We start from the raw sequence: 16,758 nt of genomic DNA on the forward strand, positions 1-16,758 counted from the left end.
CCGTCAGGTGTCCCACGTCGGCGCCCACGACGGGCTGATGGTACGGCCGTCCGATCGCCGCAGGGCGAAGATCGCGTCCATCTCCTCGGGGCTGAGCTCGAAGTCGAACACGGCGAAGTTCTCGGCGATGCGAGCGGGCGTCACCGATTTCGGCACCGCCACCACACCAGGCTGCTGAATGTGCCAGCGCAGCACGATCTGCGCAGGCGTGCGTCCATGCTGCGCGGCGATCCTGACGATGGTCGGGTCCTTGAGCAGCAGGCCGCGGCCGATGGGGGCATAGGAGGTGAACGACATCCCGTAGGCACGGCAGGCGTTGATCACCGCCGTCTGGTCCAGATACGGGTGGTACTCGCACTGATTGGTCGCCAGCGGCTCGCTGGCGTGCCGTACGGCCTCGTCCAGCAGCGCCACGGTGAAGTTGGACACGCCGATGTTCCGCGCGAGGCCTTCGCGGCGGACCGCGGACAGCCCGGCCATCGTGTCGGCGAGCGCGTAATCGGCGTTGGGCCAGTGGATAAGCAAGAGGTCGACGTATTCGAGGTCGAGCCGCTTGAGGCTCGCCTCGGCGGCACGCCGCACGTCGTCCTTGCCGATCCGGTCGTACCAGACCTTGGTGGTGAGGAAGATCTCCCCCCGCGGCACGCCGGACGCGCGCAGCGCCTCGCCCACCTGCTCCTCGTTGTGATAGGCGGCGGCCGTGTCGACGTGGCGGTAGCCGCGCCGCAGCGCTGCCTCCACCGCACGCGCGCCCTCGTCGCCCGACGACTGCCAGGTGCCGAGGCCGAGGCACGGTATCGCAGCGCCGTTGGCGTGCACGTAGGGCTGGTTGTGGACGAGAGCGGTGTCGGTCATGGCGGGGGCTCCCGGGGGTCAGCTGGGGCGATTGCGCAAGGCTTCCGCTTCCGCGTAGAAGCGCTTTTCCCACTCCTTGTGGTTGTCGGCGCCCTCGCGGATGAACGGGGTGAAGACCGCTATGTTCAGCAGCAGCCAGTTGATCAAATTGGCCGGGAAGCGCAACGGCTTGACGAAGTCGACGAACAGCACGACCCGCGTCTTGTCCGTGTGGTTCCAAGCCTCGTGCTCGTAGGCGTCGTCGAAGACGAGCGCCTTGCCCTCTTCCCAGTGGCACACCTGGTCCGACACGCGGATGGCGAGCTTGTCGCGCGGCTCCGGCACGATCAGGCCGAGATGCAGGCGGAGCACGCCGTTATAGGGACCGCGGTGGGGCGCCAGATGCTTGCCCGGCTCGAAGATCGAGAACATCGCCGTCTTGAGGCCGGGGATCTTCTGGAGGATCCGCCACGTCTGGGGGCACTGGGCAATGTTGCGATCGGAGGTGAGGCCGTAGCCGGCCAGAAAGAACGTCTTCCAGCCCTTGTCGTGGCTGATGGACTTCACGTCGGTCGAGATGTCCTGGAACGTCGGCAGCTCGCTCTGGCGAACCATGACCTTGTCGAGCTCGGCCCGAATCAGCTGCCACTCCGCTTCGATCTCGGCTACCCACGGAAAGGTCACCTTGTCGTAGACAGGCGGATTGCCGACTTTCGAGAAACTCAGGTTGAGCCGCTCGACGCGGGCCACGACGGCCATCAGGGCGCGCGCAACGATGCTCGGACGCTGCATGGCGGCGATGCCCGTGGTGCCGAAATTCTGCACGGGCTCGGGCTGCGCAGGCGGGGGTGTTGTCGTTTGTCGGGCCACTTTCGACCTACATGCTCCCTGGCTTGACTCGGGGTGCGCCTAGCTACGCCGTGCCTTTGTGGCAAGCAATGGGCGTCCTCTCGCCTACGCGGCAGGCACGGGAACGCTCACGGCCGGGCAAACGTCGCGAGCCAGAGATCCTGCCGCGCCGTCTCCTGCAGCAGGCAGTCGCCGCCGAGCTGGCCCATGCCGCTGCCACCTTCCATGGGCAGTTGCGCGGCGGAGCACTTGGCGTCGCGAAAGGCGATCCAGGCGCGCTGGGCGGCGCGGATCAGGTCGGCGCCCGTCGTCGTACGCACTGCGCCGTCCGGCGTCATCCGGCTGGCCGCCTCGCGGGCGAGTTCGCTGTTGAGCAAGGCCGTGTAGTGGGTGTTGAGGCGCTCGTCCCAGACGGAGATCTCGCGGCTGAGGCAGCCGTTGATGCCGGCGGTGCTCTGGCCGCCCGGAGCCTCCATGCAGGGCTCCGCCACCCGGCCGATGCAGGCCGGGGCGTGGCCAGGCGCCGCAGCCCTGACGCAGGCGTCGATGACCGCCCTGTCGGCGGGCGTGGCCGCGCTCCCGGCTGATGCCGGCAGAGCGGCGAGCAGAAGCGCGCAGGCTGGGCCCATGCGAAACAGAAGCAGGCTCATGGGAATCTCGCTACGCCGCAGGTGAGCGAGCGCGCGGCGATCCCCACGCCCGCGTGGGGTGAGTCTCAGCGGTCGACGCGCCGATGGTGATACACCTTGCCGTGGTGATGGGACCGACGGCCATGGTAGGTCCTGTGGCCGTTGTGGCCCCGGTGGCGCACGTGGCCTCTGTGGTGGACTTGACCCCTGTGGTGGACGTGGGTCCGCTGGGGGACGCCGAGCACGCCCTTGACGCCACCTGCGACACCGCCGGCCACGCCGCCGACGGCGCCGCCCACGGCTCCGCCGACGGGCCCGCCGACGCGATTGCCGGCCCTGGCGCCCTCTTCGGCACCGCGCACGATGCCCTGCGCCTGACCGGCGATGGGCAGCACGACAAGGGCCGCGAAGGCCGCGGCGACGAGAATGCCAAACTTCATGCGAAGGCTCCTGGAACGATCATGACGGACGAACAACCGACGGGCGAAACCGCAGGTTCCCGTCGGCGCGGCGGCCTCGGGCGGTCTCAAGCGGTCTTGGCGAACAGTTCGCGACCGATGAGCATGCGGCGGATCTCGCTCGTGCCGGCGCCGATCTCGTAGAGCTTGGCGTCGCGCAGCAGGCGCCCGGTCGGATAGTCGTTGATGTAGCCGTTGCCGCCGAGCAGCTGGATGGCGTCCAAAGCGCACTGGGTCGCCTTTTCGGCCGCGTACAGGATGGCGCCGGCCGCATCCTCCCGGGTGGTCTCGCCCCGGTCGCAGGCCTTGGCCACGGCGTAGACGTAGGCGCGGCAGGCGTTCATCGCCACGTACATGTCGGCGACCTTGCCCTGGACGAGCTGGAAGGAGCCGATCGGCTGGCCGAACTGCTTGCGCTCGTGCACGTAAGGCAGCACCACATCGAGGCAGGCCTGCATGATGCCGAGCGGCCCCGCCGCCAGCACGGCGCGCTCGTAGTCGAGCCCCGACATCAGCACCTCGACGCCGCGGCCGACGGCGCCGAGCACATTCTCCTCGGGCACCTCGCAGTCCTCGAACACGAGCTCGCCCGTGTCGGAGCCGCGCATGCCGAGCTTGTCGAGCTTCTGGGCAGTGGAAAAGCCCTTCATGCCCCGCTCGATCAGAAAGGCGGTGATGCCGCGCGGTCCGGCGTCGGGGTCTGTCCGTCCGTAGACGACCAGCGTTTCGGCAACCGGCCCGTTGGTGATCCAGAACTTCGTTCCGTTCAGCACGAAACGGTCGCCCTTGCGTTCGGCCCTGAGCTTCAGCGACACCACGTCCGATCCGGCTCCGGACTCCGACATGGCGAGCGCTCCGACATGCTCGCCGGAGATCAGCTTGGGCAGGTACTTGCGCTTCTGGGTATCGGTGCCGTTGCGGCGGATCTGGTTGACGCACAGGTTGGAGTGGGCGCCGTAGCTCAGGCCGACCGAGGCCGAGGCGCGGGAGATCTCCTCCATCGCCAGGCAATGTTCCAGATAGCCCAATCCCGCGCCGCCGTAATCCTCCTCCACCGTGACGCCAAGGAGCCCGAGCTCACCGAGCTTCGGCCACAAGTCGCGCGGAAACGTGTTGGTCTTGTCGATCGCGTCGGCGCGCGGCGCGATTTCGGCCTGGGCGAAGGCCGCGACGGTGTCACGGATCTGATCGGCGGTCTCGCCAAGGTCGAAATTGAAGGGCGGTGCGTTGGCGAGCATGGCGGTCTCCTCTCCGGATCGTGGGGCTGGGACGCCGCTCGTCGATCGGCGTCCCGGTCGCGCGGATGGGGCATGAAAACCGGGCGGCAGGCAAGGCGGTCGATGACGCTCAGAGATCGCCGTTCATGAATTTCGTCCACATGTCGGCGGTGCCGAAGAAGACGTTGCGGTCGACATTGCCCTTGATGCCGGGGACGCGACCGGTGGTCGTGTACTGCCAGAAATACCAGTGGCGGTCGTAGCGCTGCTGCGGCTCGGCGGCGGTGCTGCGGATCCACAGCGGATACTCCTCGAAGCCGCCCTCCTGGAGCACGTCCTTGAAGAAATTGATGTCGGTGTAGATGATCGGCCGCTTGCCGGAGTGCTGGGCGAGCGCGGTGAGCATGACGCGCATCATCTCCAGGGCCTCCTCCCGCGGCACCCTCCTGGGGCAGGTCTTGGAGTGGCCGTTCCACTCCACGTCGAGCACCGGCGGCAGCGCGTCCGGATCGGCCGGCAGATGCTTCTCGAACCAGGCGACCTGTTCCAGGGCGGGGCGGCACCAATAGACGAAGTGATAGCCGCCGCGGGGGATGCCGGCGGCCTTGGCGCCGGCCCAGTTGACCAGGAAGCGGTCGTCGAACACGTCACCGCCTTCGGTGACCTTGATAAAGACGAACTGGGTGCCGGCGTCGCGGGCGGCGTCCCAGTCGATGGGGCCCTGCCATTTGGACACGTCGATACCGTGGATCGGCAGCTTCATGGCGGCGCCGACGCCCGGATGCGGTTTGGCGTCGCTCATCTTGCCGTAGACCATCGGCCGCTCGGCGGCGCAGGCCGCAAGCGCGAGGCAGATCAGCGAGGTCGCGATGGCGCGGAAGCGAGCGGGAGCGCGGCGGCGGGTCATGCCTCGACGTTTCGGCTGGAATGATTGATGTTTGATTACGAAAGGCCGAACCACAAGGTCGCAATGCCGAGGAAAGCGAAGAAGCCCACAACATCGGTGACCGTGGTCACGAAGACGCCGGATGAGACCGCCGGATCGGCCCGGTAGCGGTCGAGCACCAGCGGGATCAGGATGCCGCCCAAGGCGCCGGCCAGCAAGTTGATCACCATGGCGAAGCCGATCACCAGGCCGAGGCCGATACTGTCGAACCAAAGGCTTGCAATCGCACCGGTGAGGACGGCGAAGCCGAAGCCGTTCAGCATGCCCACGCGCACTTCGCGCCAGACGACCCGCAGCGCGTTGGAGCGGGTCAGCTCTCGGGTGGCGAGTGCGCGTACGGCGACTGTCATGGTCTGAGTGGCGGCGTTGCCGCCCTGGCTTGCGACGATCGGCGCAAGCACCGCGAGCGCGACCATCTGTTGCAGTTGGCCCTTAAACACGTCTAGAACGCTGGCGGCGACGAAGGCTGTCACGAGATTGACAAAAAGCCAGCTAAAGCGGCTCCGCGTAATGTACCAGACCGAGTCGGAGAGCTCCTCCTCGCCGCGGACGCCGCCGAGGGCCTTCAAGTCCTCGTCCGCCTCGTCCTGGATCACGTCAACGACGTCGTCGACGGTCATCACGCCGACCAGCCGATCGCCGTCGTCGACAACGGGAACGGAAAGCATGTTGTAGCGTTGCAGGAGCCGGGCGACGTCCTCCTGGTCGTCCGTGGCGCGAACCCGGTGGCGATCCTCACTGGCGAGCTCGCCGATCCGGGTGTTTCGGGAGGCGCGCAGGAGCCGGTCGAGCGGCACCGAACCGACGAGGCGATAGCTCGGATCCACGACGAAGAGCTCCGAGAACGCGTCGGGCAGATCGGCTGTTTCGCGCAGATAGCGCTGCGTCTGATCGACACCCCAGAAGGGAGGGACGGCGACGAAGTCCGTCTGCATGCGTCGGCCGGCGGATTCCTCCGGGTAATCCAGCGACCGCTGCAGGGCGACGCGTTCGGGCGCCGGCAAGCGATCGAGAATTTCCTCCTTTTCATCGGCGTCCAGATCTTCGAGAATGTAGACGGCATCATCTATGGGCAGCTCGGCCACACCTTCCACGATCGTATCCTGCGGCAGGGCCGCCAGAACCGTTTCGCGGATCGCGTCATCCACCTCCGTCAAGGCAGTGAAGTCGAAGCGCGGTCCGAGCAGGAGAATGAATCGGGGGCGGACGTCGGGCTCGAGCGCTTCGATGAGGGCGCCGACGTCGGCCTCATGCAGGTCATGGATCAGCCCCGCCAACCCATCGCCGTCGCGGCGCGCGATGGCGGTGCCGACGGCCTCGACGAAGGCGGGGTTCAGGGTCTCCGATTGGAGACGGACGGGCGGAGCGGGTGGACGAGCGGAAGAGGCGGTGTCAGCGTCCGTCATGGCCAGTCCCGGTGCGCGAGGTCGCGACCTTTTAGGGACCGCCGGCAGCCATGACAATTCCGCGCGTGCACGCCGCTGCACGCGAATGCAACCAAAATTTGTGTGCAGGTGCGACGCACGCTATACTATCTGTAGCGTCAGAAAAGCGGTGAAAACGGCAGGATTTTGTGGTTGCTGCCGCGGGCAGGGGCGCAAATGGCGCCGATAGCGTCGAAGTTTCCCCTTTGCAAGAATGATGTCATATCCTTTATGCTTACGGGTTACACCAGCACCGCGGCCAACCCTAAGCCGTTAGACCTAAGAGTTTGTACCTCCAAGGAAGGTGATTTTCTTTTTTCTCCTGCTTTAGTAATACGGTCCTTCTCGATCGGCCGTTGCGCAGGACTGAGTGACGCAAAGGAACAGTACGGATGCTGGATGACACGGCCGACCGCATCAAGCGTGTCTCGCGGCGACTATTTGCGCAGCGTGGGATTGATGGTGTCTCGGTGCGCGATATCGTATCGGCCGCGGGCGCGCGCAACAACGGATCGGTTCACTATTACTTTGGCTCGAAAGAGGCGCTGGTTCGCGAACTGGTCGCCGATGGCGCCAAGCTGGTGGACGAGCGGCGCATTCAAGCGCTCAGCGAGCTCGAACAGAGCGGTAAGCCGGTCGAATTGCGCGACGTCCTGCAGGTTCTCGTGATGAGCACGATCGCCGTGGACGGCGACGAGGACGACCATAGCTACGTCCGCTTCATCACCGTGCTGCAGATGAGCCACCGCAAGCTGTTCGTGGAAGCGCTGGAGAACCGCTGGATGGTCGGCTTCCGCCGCTGTCACGCGCACCTCAAGCGGCTGCTGCCCGACATCCCCGAGCCGTTGCTCAAGCAGCGGCTGACATTCCTCAGCCTCTACCTGGGCGCCGTGATTGCCGAGCGGGAGGCCAACCTCGATCAGCGCAAGCGCGGCAACAAATGGTGGGGCTCACGGACGGCGATCGACAACCTGCTCGACACCGCCATCGCCCTGTTGAGCAGTCCGCCGTCCGCCGCGACCTTGGCCGAGGCGGCGCAGCGCGAGCAGGGCGGCTCCGGCGGCCTATCCGACCAGGCGCCGATCAATCCCCTGCTGTTCAACGCAGACAGCCTGTGAGCGCACCGAGGCGGCGCGCTGCGAACTTGGAAGTCCTTGCCGCCATCGGCAGGATTAAAGGACTTCAAATCGTTAAATCGGACTGAAGTCGCGATGCAAAACCGCGACGTTTGGATTTTTAACTTCCTTAAGTCTTGTAGACGGCGTTCAAATCATCGCGCCGATCAGGCAAGGATGAGCCCTCCGTCCACCGGGATGGTCTGACCGACGACGTAGGCGGCGAGGGGCGAGGCCAGGAACAGGGCGACGCCGGCCATGTCCTGCGGCGTGCCGAGCCGACCGAGCGGAATGCCCGTGAGGGCCCCTGCGAGCCGCTGCGGGTTGGCCGTCGTTATCCGCGTCATCTTGGTGTCGACGAGACCCGGCGCAATGCCGTTGACGCGAATGCCGTCGCCCGCCCACGCTTCCCCCAGGGTGCGGGTCAGGCCGAGGGCGCCCGTCTTGGAGGCGTTGTAGGCAGGATTGCCCTTGGTCGAATGGAATGCGGCCGTCGAGCTCACGATGATGAGCGAGCCCTTCGCCGCCGCCAGCATGTCGTGGAACTTGGCGCTGCACACCATCAGGCTGTTCAGGTTGACGTCGACGACCTTGCGGAAGCCCTCGGTGGTGAACTCCCCGCGCTTGTAGATCACCTGCCCCTGGGACAGCACCAGCACGTCGAGCGTCGAGAACGGCGGCTGATGCGCCTCTATGCCACCGAAGTCGGAGACATCGACCTGGGCGTAGGTCAGCCCGGTCAGATCCGAGCCGTCCTCGGCGGCGTAGTCGGCGGCGCTCGCCCGCGTGCCCCAGACGAAGACCGAAGCGCCCTTGGCCCGGAAGGCTTGGGCGATGCCGTTGCCGATGCCGCTCGAGCCGCCGACGACGAGGACGTTCTTTCCGGAGTAGTCGAGTTCGGTCATGGCTTCTCTCCCTTGTCCGGGCCAGGCGGCTCCCGACGACGCTCTAGATGATGCCGCGCAAAAGTGAACCACACTTTTCGTTGCCGCGCCGAGCCGCCCGTGGGGTCCATCTGTGACCGGCGGGACGGATTTGACCTAACGCTTGTTTCGGTTAAGCATGCCCGCGCCAAACAATAAGAGCGCGTGACGGATCCGCGTCCGGCGCGCTCACCGAGGAAACGACGAGGGCTCCAGAGAATGATGATTCGTCCCTTCACGCTGGGCGTCTGCGCCCTCGTATGCGCCGCAGGCGCGGCCTTCGCTGCCGAGAAGAAGTATGGTCCCGGCGTCACCGACACGGAGATCAAGCTCGGCCAGACCATGCCTTACAGCGGTCCGGCGTCGGCGTATGGCGTGCTCGGCACGGTCGAGCTGGCCTATTTCAAGCGGCTGAACGAGAAGGGCGGCATCAACGGGCGCAAGGTCAACCTGATTTCCCTCGACGACGGCTACAGCCCGCCCAAGACGGTAGAGCAGACGCGCAAGCTGGTCGAGGATGAAGGCGTGCTGGCCATCTACGGCACCATCGGCACGCCGACGAATTCGGCCACCTACAAGTACCTCAACAGCAAGAAGGTGCCGCAGATCCTGATCTCCACCGGTGCCGACAAGTGGAACGATCCGAAGAACTATCCTTGGACTATGGCGCTTTATCCATCATACACGATGGAGGGGCGCATTTACGGCAAGTATATCCTCCAGAACAAGCCGAATGCCAAGATCGCCATCCTGTCCCAGAACGACGATTCCGGGCGCGACTACGTCAGGGGCTTCAAGGAGGGGCTCGGCGACAAGGCGAAGACCATGGTCGTCGCCGAGGCGACCTATGAGGTCACCGATCCGACCGTCGATTCACAGATCATCAAGCTCAAGGCCTCTGGCGCCGACACCATGTTCAACATGTCGACGCCCAAGTTCGGCGCGCAGGCCATCAAGAAGGTGCACGAGCTCGGCTGGAAGCCGACGACCCTGCTCGTCAGCGTCGCCAGCTCGATCGGCGGTGTGCTGGAGCCGGCGGGCCTGGAGGCATCGCAGGGCGTGATCACCGCCGTTTCGGCCAAGACCGTCGGCGATCCGCTGTGGAAGGACGATCAGGCCATGAAGGATTTCGTCGCCTTCATGAAAGAGATCGGCCTGGAGAGCAAGCTGACCGACGCCGGCGCGGTCACCGGCTACATCTCGGCCATCATGATGCACAAGCTGCTGCAAGCCTGCGGCGACGACCTCACGCGCGAGAACCTGATGAAGAAGGTGGCGAGCATCGATGAGGCGACCCTGCCGATGCTGCTGCCCGGCATCGGGGTCAAGACCTCGGCGGACGACTTCAGCGCCTTTCACACGCTCCGCCTGCAGCGTTTCGAGGGCAAGGGTTACGTCCTGTTCGGCGACCCGATCACCGACTGACGAGGGTGAGGCGGGCCGCCCGGCGGCCCGCGCTCAACCGGCGACCATTCACTAGGGGCCGACATGCGCGGTCGGGAAGGAGGGCAGATGACAATTCGCACAGTGTTGGCCGCCGTCGGTGCCCTTGCCCTGGCGGCTGGCCCGGCGACCGCTGCGACGAAGCAGTACGGCCCGGGCGTCTCCGATGCCGAGATCAAGCTGGGGCAGACCATGCCGTACAGCGGTCCGGCCTCGACCTATGGCGTGACCGGGATGGTCGAAGCCGCCTTCTTCAAGGAGGTGAACGACAAGGGCGGCGTCAACGGGCGCAGGATCGACTTCATCAGCCTCGACGATGCCTATAGTCCGCCCAAGTCCCTGGAGCAGACCCGCCGGCTGGTGGAGCAGGAGGAGGTTTTCGCCATCTACGGCTCGCTCGGCACCGCGCCGAGCAGTGCCGTTCATAAATATGTCAACGGCAAGAAGGTCCCGCACATCATGCTGTCGACCGGCGCCGTCAAGTGGAACGACCCGGCGGCCTATCCTTGGACCATGGCGTTCTATCCGCTTTATGATGCGGAAGGCGCCATCCATGCCCGCCACGTCTTGAACACCAGGCCCAACGGCAAGATCGCCATCCTCTCCCAGAACGACGATTCTGGCCGCGACTACGTCAGGGGTTTCAAGGAGGGCCTCGGCGACAAGGCCAAGGCCATGATCGTCTCGGAGGCCACCTATGAGGTCAGCGATCCGACGGTGGATTCGCAGATCCTGAAGCTCAAGGCATCCGGTGCCGACGTTCTGTTCAACATGTCGACGCCCAAGTTTGCCGCGCAGGCGATCCGCAAGGTCCACGAGATCGATTGGAAGCCCCTGCACATGCTGGTCTCCGTCGCCAATTCGGTCGGCGGCGTCATCAAGCCCGCCGGCTTCGAGAAGGCGCAGGGCATCGTCACCGTCGCCTATTCCAAGGTGCCGCTCGATCCGCTCTGGAAGGACGATCCGGTCATGCAGGAGTACGTCGCCTTCATGAAGCGCAATGGCCTCGAGGGTCGCACGATCGAGTCGAGCGCCGTGCTGGGCTACATGTCCGCCCACCTCATGGTGAAGCTCTTGCAGCGCTGCGGCAATGACCTGACGCGCGAGAACCTCATGAAGCAGGTCGGGAGCATCGACGAGGCAACGCTGCCGATGCTGCTGCCGGGGATCGGCGTCAGAACCACGCCGGACAACTTCAGCGCCTTCCGCACCCTGCGCCTGCAAAGGTTCGCGGGCGAAAGCTGGGAGCTCTTCGGCGAACCGGTGACGGAATAGGCGGCTAGAGCATTTTGTCGTTGGATGAAATCATCCAATGACAGGAAAATGCTCATAACCTTTTGAATCTGGAGCGCTTCTCTTGCGATTGGGTGTTCCACCCAATCGCGAAGCGCTCTAGGGCGGGACGCACGGCGCGCCACCGGGCGTCTACACGGTGCCGTCGAGGGAGGAAAGAATGGGCGAAATCATCAGCGGTGAACGTCGGCTCTCCACGGAGCAGCTGCAGGCGCGCGCGGCGCGCGCAGCCGCCGGGTTCAAGCAGCTCGGCATCGGGCCCGGCGGCACAGTCGCCATCTATCTTCGCAACGACCTCGCCTTCTTCGAGGCGAGCTTCGCTGCGGGACTGCTCGGCGCCTACCCGGTTCCGGTGAACTGGCACTACACGGAAGCGGAGGCGCGCTACCTGCTGGAGAACTGCGAGGCCAAGGCGGTCGTCATCCACGCCGACCTGCTGGGGCCTGTTCGCGCGGCGATCCCCGAAGGTGTGGCCGTGCTCGTCGTCGAGACACCGCCCGAGATCGCCGCAGCCTACGGCATCGCGCCCGAGCGCTGCCGCGTTCCCGCCGGCGAGACGGACTGGAGCCGGTGGGTGGCGTCGCACGATCCCCTGCCGCCGACGCCGACCGAGCCGCCGAGCACGATGATCTACACGTCGGGTACGACGGGCCATCCGAAGGGCGTGCGGCGCGACCCGCCGACGCCGGAACAGGCGCAAGGCTTCATCAAGGTGCTCGCCCAGGGCTTCGGCTTCGCCGACGACTTGGCCGACCCGAACCGCATCGTCACCGTGGTGACGGGCCCGATGTATCATTCGGCGCCGAACGCCTACGGCACCATCGCGGCGCGGCTCGGCGGCAACGTCATCCTGCAGCCGCGCTATGACAGCGAAGACCTGCTCAAACTGATCGAGACGCGCAAGGTGACGCACCTGCACATGGTGCCGATCATGTTCAATCGGCTGGTGAAGCTGCCCGACGAGGTCAGGGCCAGGTACGACCTGTCGTCGCTCAAGTTCGTCATCCACGCGGCCGCGCCGGTGTCGCCACCGATCAAGCGGCAGATGATCGCGTGGTGGGGGCCGATCATCAACGAATACTACGGCTCGACCGAAACCGGCATCGTGACGCTGTGCAACTCCGAGGAATGGCTCGCCCATCCCGGCACGGTCGGCAAGGCGCTGGACTTCTCGACGGTAAAGGTGCTGAGCCCCGACGGCAAGGAGCTGCCGCAAGGCGAGGTCGGCGAAGTGGCGGCGAAGGCCCACATCATTGCGGATTTCACCTACCACGGCGACGACACCAAGCGGCAGGCGTCGGATCGAGACGGCCTGTTCGCTCCCGGCGACGTCGGCTACCTCGACGCCGACGGCTTCCTCTATCTGTGCGACCGGGCCAAGGACATGGTCATCTCGGGCGGCGTGAACATCTATCCGGCCGAGATCGAGGCCGAGCTGCACAAGATGCCCGGCGTCGCCGACTGTGCGGTGTTCGGCATCCCCGACGAGGAGTACGGCGAGGCGTTGCTCGCCGTGGTCCAGCCGCAGCCCGGCGCGGACCTCACCGAGGCGGCCGTGCGGGGCTATTTGCGTGAGCATGTTGCCGGCTACAAGGTGCCCAAGAAGGTGGAGTTCCTTGCCGAGCTGCCGCGGGAGGATTCGGGCAAGATCTTCAAGCGCAAGCTGCGTGAGCCGTATTGGGAAGGCCTCGACCGGCGCATCTGACCCGAAAGTGGAGAGCTGCCTTGCGGCCGGGGCATTGCCCGATCGCAAGAAAGCGCTCCAGATTCAAAGAGCAACAACAAGGAGACCATCGTGACAGCTGAAGCCTCCGCGCCAAGCGCCGTCCTCGTCGAGCGCGCTGCCGATCACATCGCGCTCGTGACCATCAACCGGCCCGAGGCGCGCAACGCGGTCAACGCGGCCGTGGCCCAGGGCCTGGAAAAGGCCGTGCGTGAGACCGAGGCGGATCCCGACGTCTGGGTGGTGATCCTCACCGGTGCCGGCGAGCAGGCCTTCTGCGCCGGCGCCGATCTCAAGGCGGTGTCCTCCGGCCAGCGCGCCGGCATCGCCACCGAGGCCGGCGGCTTCGGCGGCTTCGTGCACATGCCGCGGACCAAGGTGTGGATCGCGGCCGTGAACGGCTTTGCGCTTGCCGGCGGGCTGGAGATCTCGCTCGCCTGCGACATGATCGTCGCCTCCGAGCGTGCCCACTTCGGCCTGCCGGAGGTCTCGCGCGGGCTGGTGGCCTCCGCCGGCGGCATCTATCGGCTGCCGCGGGCGCTGCCGAAGGCGATCGCGCTCGAGCTGATCGCCACGGCCGGCCGCCTCGATGCCGAGCGCGCCGCAGCCTACGGCCTGGTCAATCGCGTCGTGCCGCACGAAAAGCTGAAGCCGGAGGCCATCGCCCTGGCCAACGCCATCTGCACCAACGCGCCCGTGGCGGTGCGCGAAAGCCTGACGGTGGCGCGGCGCGCCTTCGACCTCTCCGACGCGGAATTGCGCCGCCTGAGCGAGGAAGCGGCCGAGCGCAATTCCAAGACCGAGGATTTCCGGGAAGGGCCGCTGGCCTTCGTGGAGAAGCGGGCGCCGGTCTGGAAAGGCCGGTGAGCGCGATGCTCGTCGGCAGCTACATGTTCCCGAAGGCGGATGGCATCGTCTTCGGGAGACCATGGGCGGATGCTGTCGCCACGCACGTGCAGCGGCTCGGCAAGCACCGGGTCTTCGTCATCGCCAGCGGCTCGCTGGCGGCGGCGCAACCGGTCGAAGCGAGCCTTCGGCGCGTGCTCGGCAATCGCTTCGTCGGCCTGGCGTCCGGCATCCGGGCGCACTCGCCGCGCGAGGATGTCGCCGCGGCTGCCGTCAAGGCGCGCCACCTCGAGGCCGACCTGCTGCTGGCGATCGGCGGCGGCTCGGTGATCGACGCGGCCAAGGTGGCGCAGCTTTGCCTCGCCGCCGGCGCCTTCACGGCTGACGCCTTCGATGCCCTCCAGGGGCGGGACAAGCCGGTGCACGACGCGGCCTTGCCGATCCGTGTCATCGCCGTGCCGAGCACCTTGTCCGGCGCCGAGTTCACGTCCTTCGCCGGCGTGTCGGACACGGCCCGTCACCTCAAGCAGATGTATTACCATGAGCAGATGACGCCGCAGGTGGTGGTGCTCGATCCACGCATGACTGTCGATACGCCGGCCGAGCTATGGCTTTCCACCGGCATCCGCGCGGTCGACCACGCCGTCGAGGACATCTGCTCGATCAACAGCCAGCCTCTCGCCGATGCCGCCTCGACCCAGGCGCTGCAGCTGCTGGCTCGCGCGCTGCCGCGCACCCGGGCGGAGCCGGCGGATCTCGACGCGCGCCTCGACGCCATGATCGGCGTCTGGCTGTCCATGGTCGGCACCCAGGGCGGGGTGGAGAAGGGCGTCAGCCATGCCATCGGCCACGTGCTAGGCGGCAGCTTCGGCGTCCCGCACGGCATCACCTCGTGCATCACGCTGCCCCACGTGCTGCGCTGGAACAAGCCGGTCAACGCCGACCGGCAGGCCCTGATCGCCGCGGCGCTCGGCCGCCCGGGCGACGATGCCGGCGACGCGGTGGCCGATCTCATCGTCGGCCTCGGCCTGCCGCATACGCTGGCGGCGATGGGCATCAAGCGCGAGGATCTGCCGCGCGTGGCCGAGCTCACGATGGGGGACCCGTGGACGCCGACCAATCCGCGCAAGGTGAACGGCCCGAGCGACGTGCTGGCGATCCTCGAACAGGCGTGGTGAGCGGCTCCGTCGGACGGCGCGGGGAGGAGCGGCGCCGTCCCCATCCATCGAACGACAGCGGCAGGCAGAGGAGTGCGTCGGCGTGAAGCGATTTGCAGGAAAAGTGGCCATCATCACCGGCGCAGGCTCGGGCATCGGCCATGCGACCGTGCGCCTGTTCGCCGGGGAGGGCGCCGAGATCCTTGCGGTCGACCGCCCCGGCAGCGGCATCGAGGAGGCCCATGCCGGCATCGCCGGCGTGACCGCGCTGGCCAAGAGCGTGGCCGACGACGACGCGCCGGACGCCATCGTCGGTGCCGCGCTCAAGGCCTTCGGCGGCATCGACATCCTGTTCAATAATGCCGGCGTCAGCCATCGCAGCCTCGCCGCGGAAACGGCGGATGCCGATTGGGACCGGCTGTTCGCCGTCAACGTGCGGGCGCCGTTCCGCATCTGCCGCGCCGCCATCCCCGCGCTGCGCGAGCGCGCCGAGCAGAAGGGCCGGGCGCGCATCATCAACACCGCCTCGGTGATGGCCTTCGACACCGACATCGGCCTGGCCGCCTACACCTCGTCGAAGCACGCGGTGGCGGGGCTCACCAAGACGCTCGCGCTCGAGCTGGGCAAGTTCAAGATCACGGCGAACTACCTGTTGCCGGGGGCGATCCAGACCGGCATGACGCAGGCCTCGTTCGCCGATCCTCACATTGCCGAGGTCTGGGCCAAGAAAGCGGCACTCCGTCGCCTGGGCCAGCCGATCGACATGGCGCGCTCGGTGTTCCTGCTCGCCAGCGACGAGGCGGACTTCATCACCGGCCATGGCCTCATCGCCGACGGCGGGCTGACGCTGCGCACATAGGAAAGGGCTGGTCCGATGCAGTTCAAGGTCGGAGACGCAACCGTGACCCGGGTCGTCGAGCTCGAGGCGACCGGGGGCAGCAAGTTCATCCTGCCCGATGCGACGCCCGAGGAGGTGCAGAAGATCGGCTGGCTGGAGCCGCACTTCGCCGACGAGCGTGGCCGGCTCAGGATCGCCGTGCAGACGTTCGTCGTCAGAACGCCGGACCTGCTGATGCTGGTCGACACCGGCCTCGGCAACGGTAAGAGCGGCCGCAAGGTGCCCCACTGGAACGACCGGACCGAGCCGTTCCTGGAGCAACTGGCCGAGGCCGGGGCGCCTGCCGGGGACGTCGATCTGGTGGTCAACACGCATCTCCACGTCGACCACGTCGGCTGGAACACGACCCGGCAGGGCGACGCGTGGGTGCCGACGTTCGGCAAGGCGCGCCATGTCATGGGCAGGGTCGAGTTCGACTACTGGCGCGATCAGCAGGAGGACACCGAGCATCGCGCCGTATTCGAGGATTCCGTGCGCCCGGTGCACGCGGCGGGCCTCGTCGATCTGGTCGAGCCGGAGGACGAGATCGCGCCGGGCATCTCGCTCGTCGCCACCCCCGGCCACAGCATCGGCCATCTCAGCGTGCTGATCCGGTCCAAGGGCGAGGAGCTGCTGCTGGGCGGCGACGTCATGCACCATCCCTGCCAGATCGCGCGGCCGGAATGGTCCTCCTCGGCCGACTACGACAAGCGGCAGTCGGCCGAGACGCGGCGCGCCCTGTTCGAGCGGCTTGCCGCCGCCGGCACGCCGTTGCTCGGCGGGCACTTCACCGGAGCCGCGCGTGGCCGGATCAAGCCCGACGGCGGCGGCTTTCGCCTGGAGATCGTCTGAGGCCGCGCGTTCCAGGCCCGGCGAGGCCCATCGGGCGCTCGCCGACCGAACGGAATCGCCGGGTCCAGGACCCGTCTGCCCTCGCAAGCGGCGGGCGTGTCATCCCGATCGGATGCAACGATCCGACCGGATGTGACGATCTGATCGGAAAAAAGACACACTGTCTGCGCGC

At 66.7% G+C, this 16,758-nt stretch carries 16 protein-coding genes; 8 read left to right on the plus strand and 8 right to left on the minus strand.

The window, feature by feature from the left end; translation table 11 throughout:
* Positions 1-3: 3 nt before the first annotated feature.
* From ACZ5PO_RS27640 to mgtE, 7 genes are all read right to left on the minus strand, one after another.
* Complete coding sequence (locus ACZ5PO_RS27640; RefSeq protein ID WP_464185328.1) at positions 4-855, minus strand: aldo/keto reductase; 852 nt, start codon at positions 853-855, stop codon at positions 4-6.
* An 18-nt stretch (positions 856-873) separates the two neighbouring features.
* Entirely contained in the window at positions 874-1,704 is an 831-nt protein-coding gene (olsC, locus tag ACZ5PO_RS27645) for an ornithine lipid ester-linked acyl 2-hydroxylase OlsC (protein ID WP_464185330.1), read from the minus strand.
* A gap of 107 nt (positions 1,705-1,811) precedes the next feature.
* Positions 1,812-2,333, minus strand: coding sequence for a lysozyme inhibitor LprI family protein (locus tag ACZ5PO_RS27650; RefSeq protein ID WP_464185331.1), 522 nt, complete (start codon positions 2,331-2,333; stop codon positions 1,812-1,814).
* A gap of 65 nt (positions 2,334-2,398) precedes the next feature.
* Positions 2,399-2,752 (minus strand): hypothetical protein, encoded by a 354-nt coding sequence (locus tag ACZ5PO_RS27655; protein ID WP_464185332.1) that lies wholly within the window; start codon positions 2,750-2,752, stop codon positions 2,399-2,401.
* Between the two features lie 86 nt (positions 2,753-2,838).
* Positions 2,839-4,008, minus strand: coding sequence for an isovaleryl-CoA dehydrogenase (locus tag ACZ5PO_RS27660; protein ID WP_464185333.1), 1,170 nt, complete (start codon positions 4,006-4,008; stop codon positions 2,839-2,841).
* Positions 4,009-4,117: 109 nt separating this feature from the next.
* Entirely contained in the window at positions 4,118-4,894 is a 777-nt protein-coding gene (locus ACZ5PO_RS27665) for a glycoside hydrolase family 25 protein (protein ID WP_464185335.1), read from the minus strand.
* Positions 4,895-4,929: 35 nt separating this feature from the next.
* Positions 4,930-6,339 (minus strand): magnesium transporter, encoded by a 1,410-nt coding sequence (mgtE, locus tag ACZ5PO_RS27670; protein ID WP_464185336.1) that lies wholly within the window; start codon positions 6,337-6,339, stop codon positions 4,930-4,932.
* 410 nt (positions 6,340-6,749) lie between these two features.
* Here mgtE and ACZ5PO_RS27675 point away from each other — a divergent pair, with 410 nt between their 5' ends.
* Positions 6,750-7,475 (plus strand): TetR/AcrR family transcriptional regulator, encoded by a 726-nt coding sequence (locus tag ACZ5PO_RS27675; RefSeq protein ID WP_464185338.1) that lies wholly within the window; start codon positions 6,750-6,752, stop codon positions 7,473-7,475.
* Between the two features lie 164 nt (positions 7,476-7,639).
* Here the strand turns inward: ACZ5PO_RS27675 and ACZ5PO_RS27680 are convergent, their stop codons facing one another.
* Positions 7,640-8,377: an SDR family NAD(P)-dependent oxidoreductase gene (locus ACZ5PO_RS27680; protein ID WP_464185340.1), complete on the minus strand. Its 738-nt coding sequence runs from the start codon at positions 8,375-8,377 to the stop codon at positions 7,640-7,642.
* A gap of 237 nt (positions 8,378-8,614) precedes the next feature.
* Between ACZ5PO_RS27680 and ACZ5PO_RS27685 the strand changes: the two genes are divergently transcribed.
* The 7 genes from ACZ5PO_RS27685 to ACZ5PO_RS27715 all read left to right on the plus strand — a co-directional run bounded on the left by ACZ5PO_RS27685 (position 8,615) and on the right by ACZ5PO_RS27715 (position 16,586).
* Positions 8,615-9,820 carry an ABC transporter substrate-binding protein gene (locus ACZ5PO_RS27685; RefSeq protein WP_464185342.1) on the plus strand — a complete coding sequence of 402 codons (1,206 nt, stop codon included), beginning with the start codon at positions 8,615-8,617 and terminating at the stop codon, positions 9,818-9,820.
* Positions 9,821-9,907: 87 nt separating this feature from the next.
* Positions 9,908-11,113: an ABC transporter substrate-binding protein gene (locus ACZ5PO_RS27690; protein WP_464185344.1), complete on the plus strand. Its 1,206-nt coding sequence runs from the start codon at positions 9,908-9,910 to the stop codon at positions 11,111-11,113.
* Between the two features lie 178 nt (positions 11,114-11,291).
* On the plus strand, positions 11,292-12,836 hold the full coding sequence (locus ACZ5PO_RS27695; protein ID WP_464185346.1) for an acyl-CoA synthetase: 1,545 nt from the start codon (positions 11,292-11,294) through the stop codon (positions 12,834-12,836).
* Between the two features lie 90 nt (positions 12,837-12,926).
* Positions 12,927-13,721, plus strand: coding sequence for an enoyl-CoA hydratase-related protein (locus tag ACZ5PO_RS27700; RefSeq protein ID WP_464185349.1), 795 nt, complete (start codon positions 12,927-12,929; stop codon positions 13,719-13,721).
* 5 nt (positions 13,722-13,726) lie between these two features.
* Positions 13,727-14,878 (plus strand): iron-containing alcohol dehydrogenase, encoded by a 1,152-nt coding sequence (locus tag ACZ5PO_RS27705; protein ID WP_464197058.1) that lies wholly within the window; start codon positions 13,727-13,729, stop codon positions 14,876-14,878.
* Positions 14,879-14,960: 82 nt separating this feature from the next.
* A complete protein-coding gene (locus ACZ5PO_RS27710; RefSeq protein WP_464185351.1) occupies positions 14,961-15,716 on the plus strand; it encodes an SDR family NAD(P)-dependent oxidoreductase in 756 nt (251 codons plus the stop codon).
* Positions 15,717-15,758: 42 nt separating this feature from the next.
* On the plus strand, positions 15,759-16,586 hold the full coding sequence (locus tag ACZ5PO_RS27715) for an MBL fold metallo-hydrolase (RefSeq protein ID WP_464185353.1): 828 nt from the start codon (positions 15,759-15,761) through the stop codon (positions 16,584-16,586).
* The last annotated feature ends 172 nt before the right edge of the window (positions 16,587-16,758 follow it).

Source organism: Chelatococcus sp. KU-N122 (genome assembly GCF_055391085.1).

Coding starts and splice junctions, on each gene's coding strand:
- ACZ5PO_RS27665 (WP_464185335.1), bottom strand. CDS start 4,894: ATGACCCGCCGCCGCGCTCCCGCTCGCTTCCGCGCCATCGCGACCTCG.
- ACZ5PO_RS27640 (WP_464185328.1), bottom strand. CDS start 855: ATGACCGACACCGCTCTCGTCCACAACCAGCCCTACGTGCACGCCAAC.
- mgtE (WP_464185336.1), bottom strand. CDS start 6,339: ATGACGGACGCTGACACCGCCTCTTCCGCTCGTCCACCCGCTCCGCCC.
- ACZ5PO_RS27660 (WP_464185333.1), bottom strand. CDS start 4,008: ATGCTCGCCAACGCACCGCCCTTCAATTTCGACCTTGGCGAGACCGCC.
- ACZ5PO_RS27675 (WP_464185338.1), top strand. CDS start 6,750: ATGCTGGATGACACGGCCGACCGCATCAAGCGTGTCTCGCGGCGACTA.
- ACZ5PO_RS27655 (WP_464185332.1), bottom strand. CDS start 2,752: ATGAAGTTTGGCATTCTCGTCGCCGCGGCCTTCGCGGCCCTTGTCGTG.
- ACZ5PO_RS27685 (WP_464185342.1), top strand. CDS start 8,615: ATGATGATTCGTCCCTTCACGCTGGGCGTCTGCGCCCTCGTATGCGCC.
- ACZ5PO_RS27695 (WP_464185346.1), top strand. CDS start 11,292: ATGGGCGAAATCATCAGCGGTGAACGTCGGCTCTCCACGGAGCAGCTG.
- ACZ5PO_RS27705 (WP_464197058.1), top strand. CDS start 13,727: ATGCTCGTCGGCAGCTACATGTTCCCGAAGGCGGATGGCATCGTCTTC.
- ACZ5PO_RS27650 (WP_464185331.1), bottom strand. CDS start 2,333: ATGAGCCTGCTTCTGTTTCGCATGGGCCCAGCCTGCGCGCTTCTGCTC.
- ACZ5PO_RS27690 (WP_464185344.1), top strand. CDS start 9,908: ATGACAATTCGCACAGTGTTGGCCGCCGTCGGTGCCCTTGCCCTGGCG.
- ACZ5PO_RS27680 (WP_464185340.1), bottom strand. CDS start 8,377: ATGACCGAACTCGACTACTCCGGAAAGAACGTCCTCGTCGTCGGCGGC.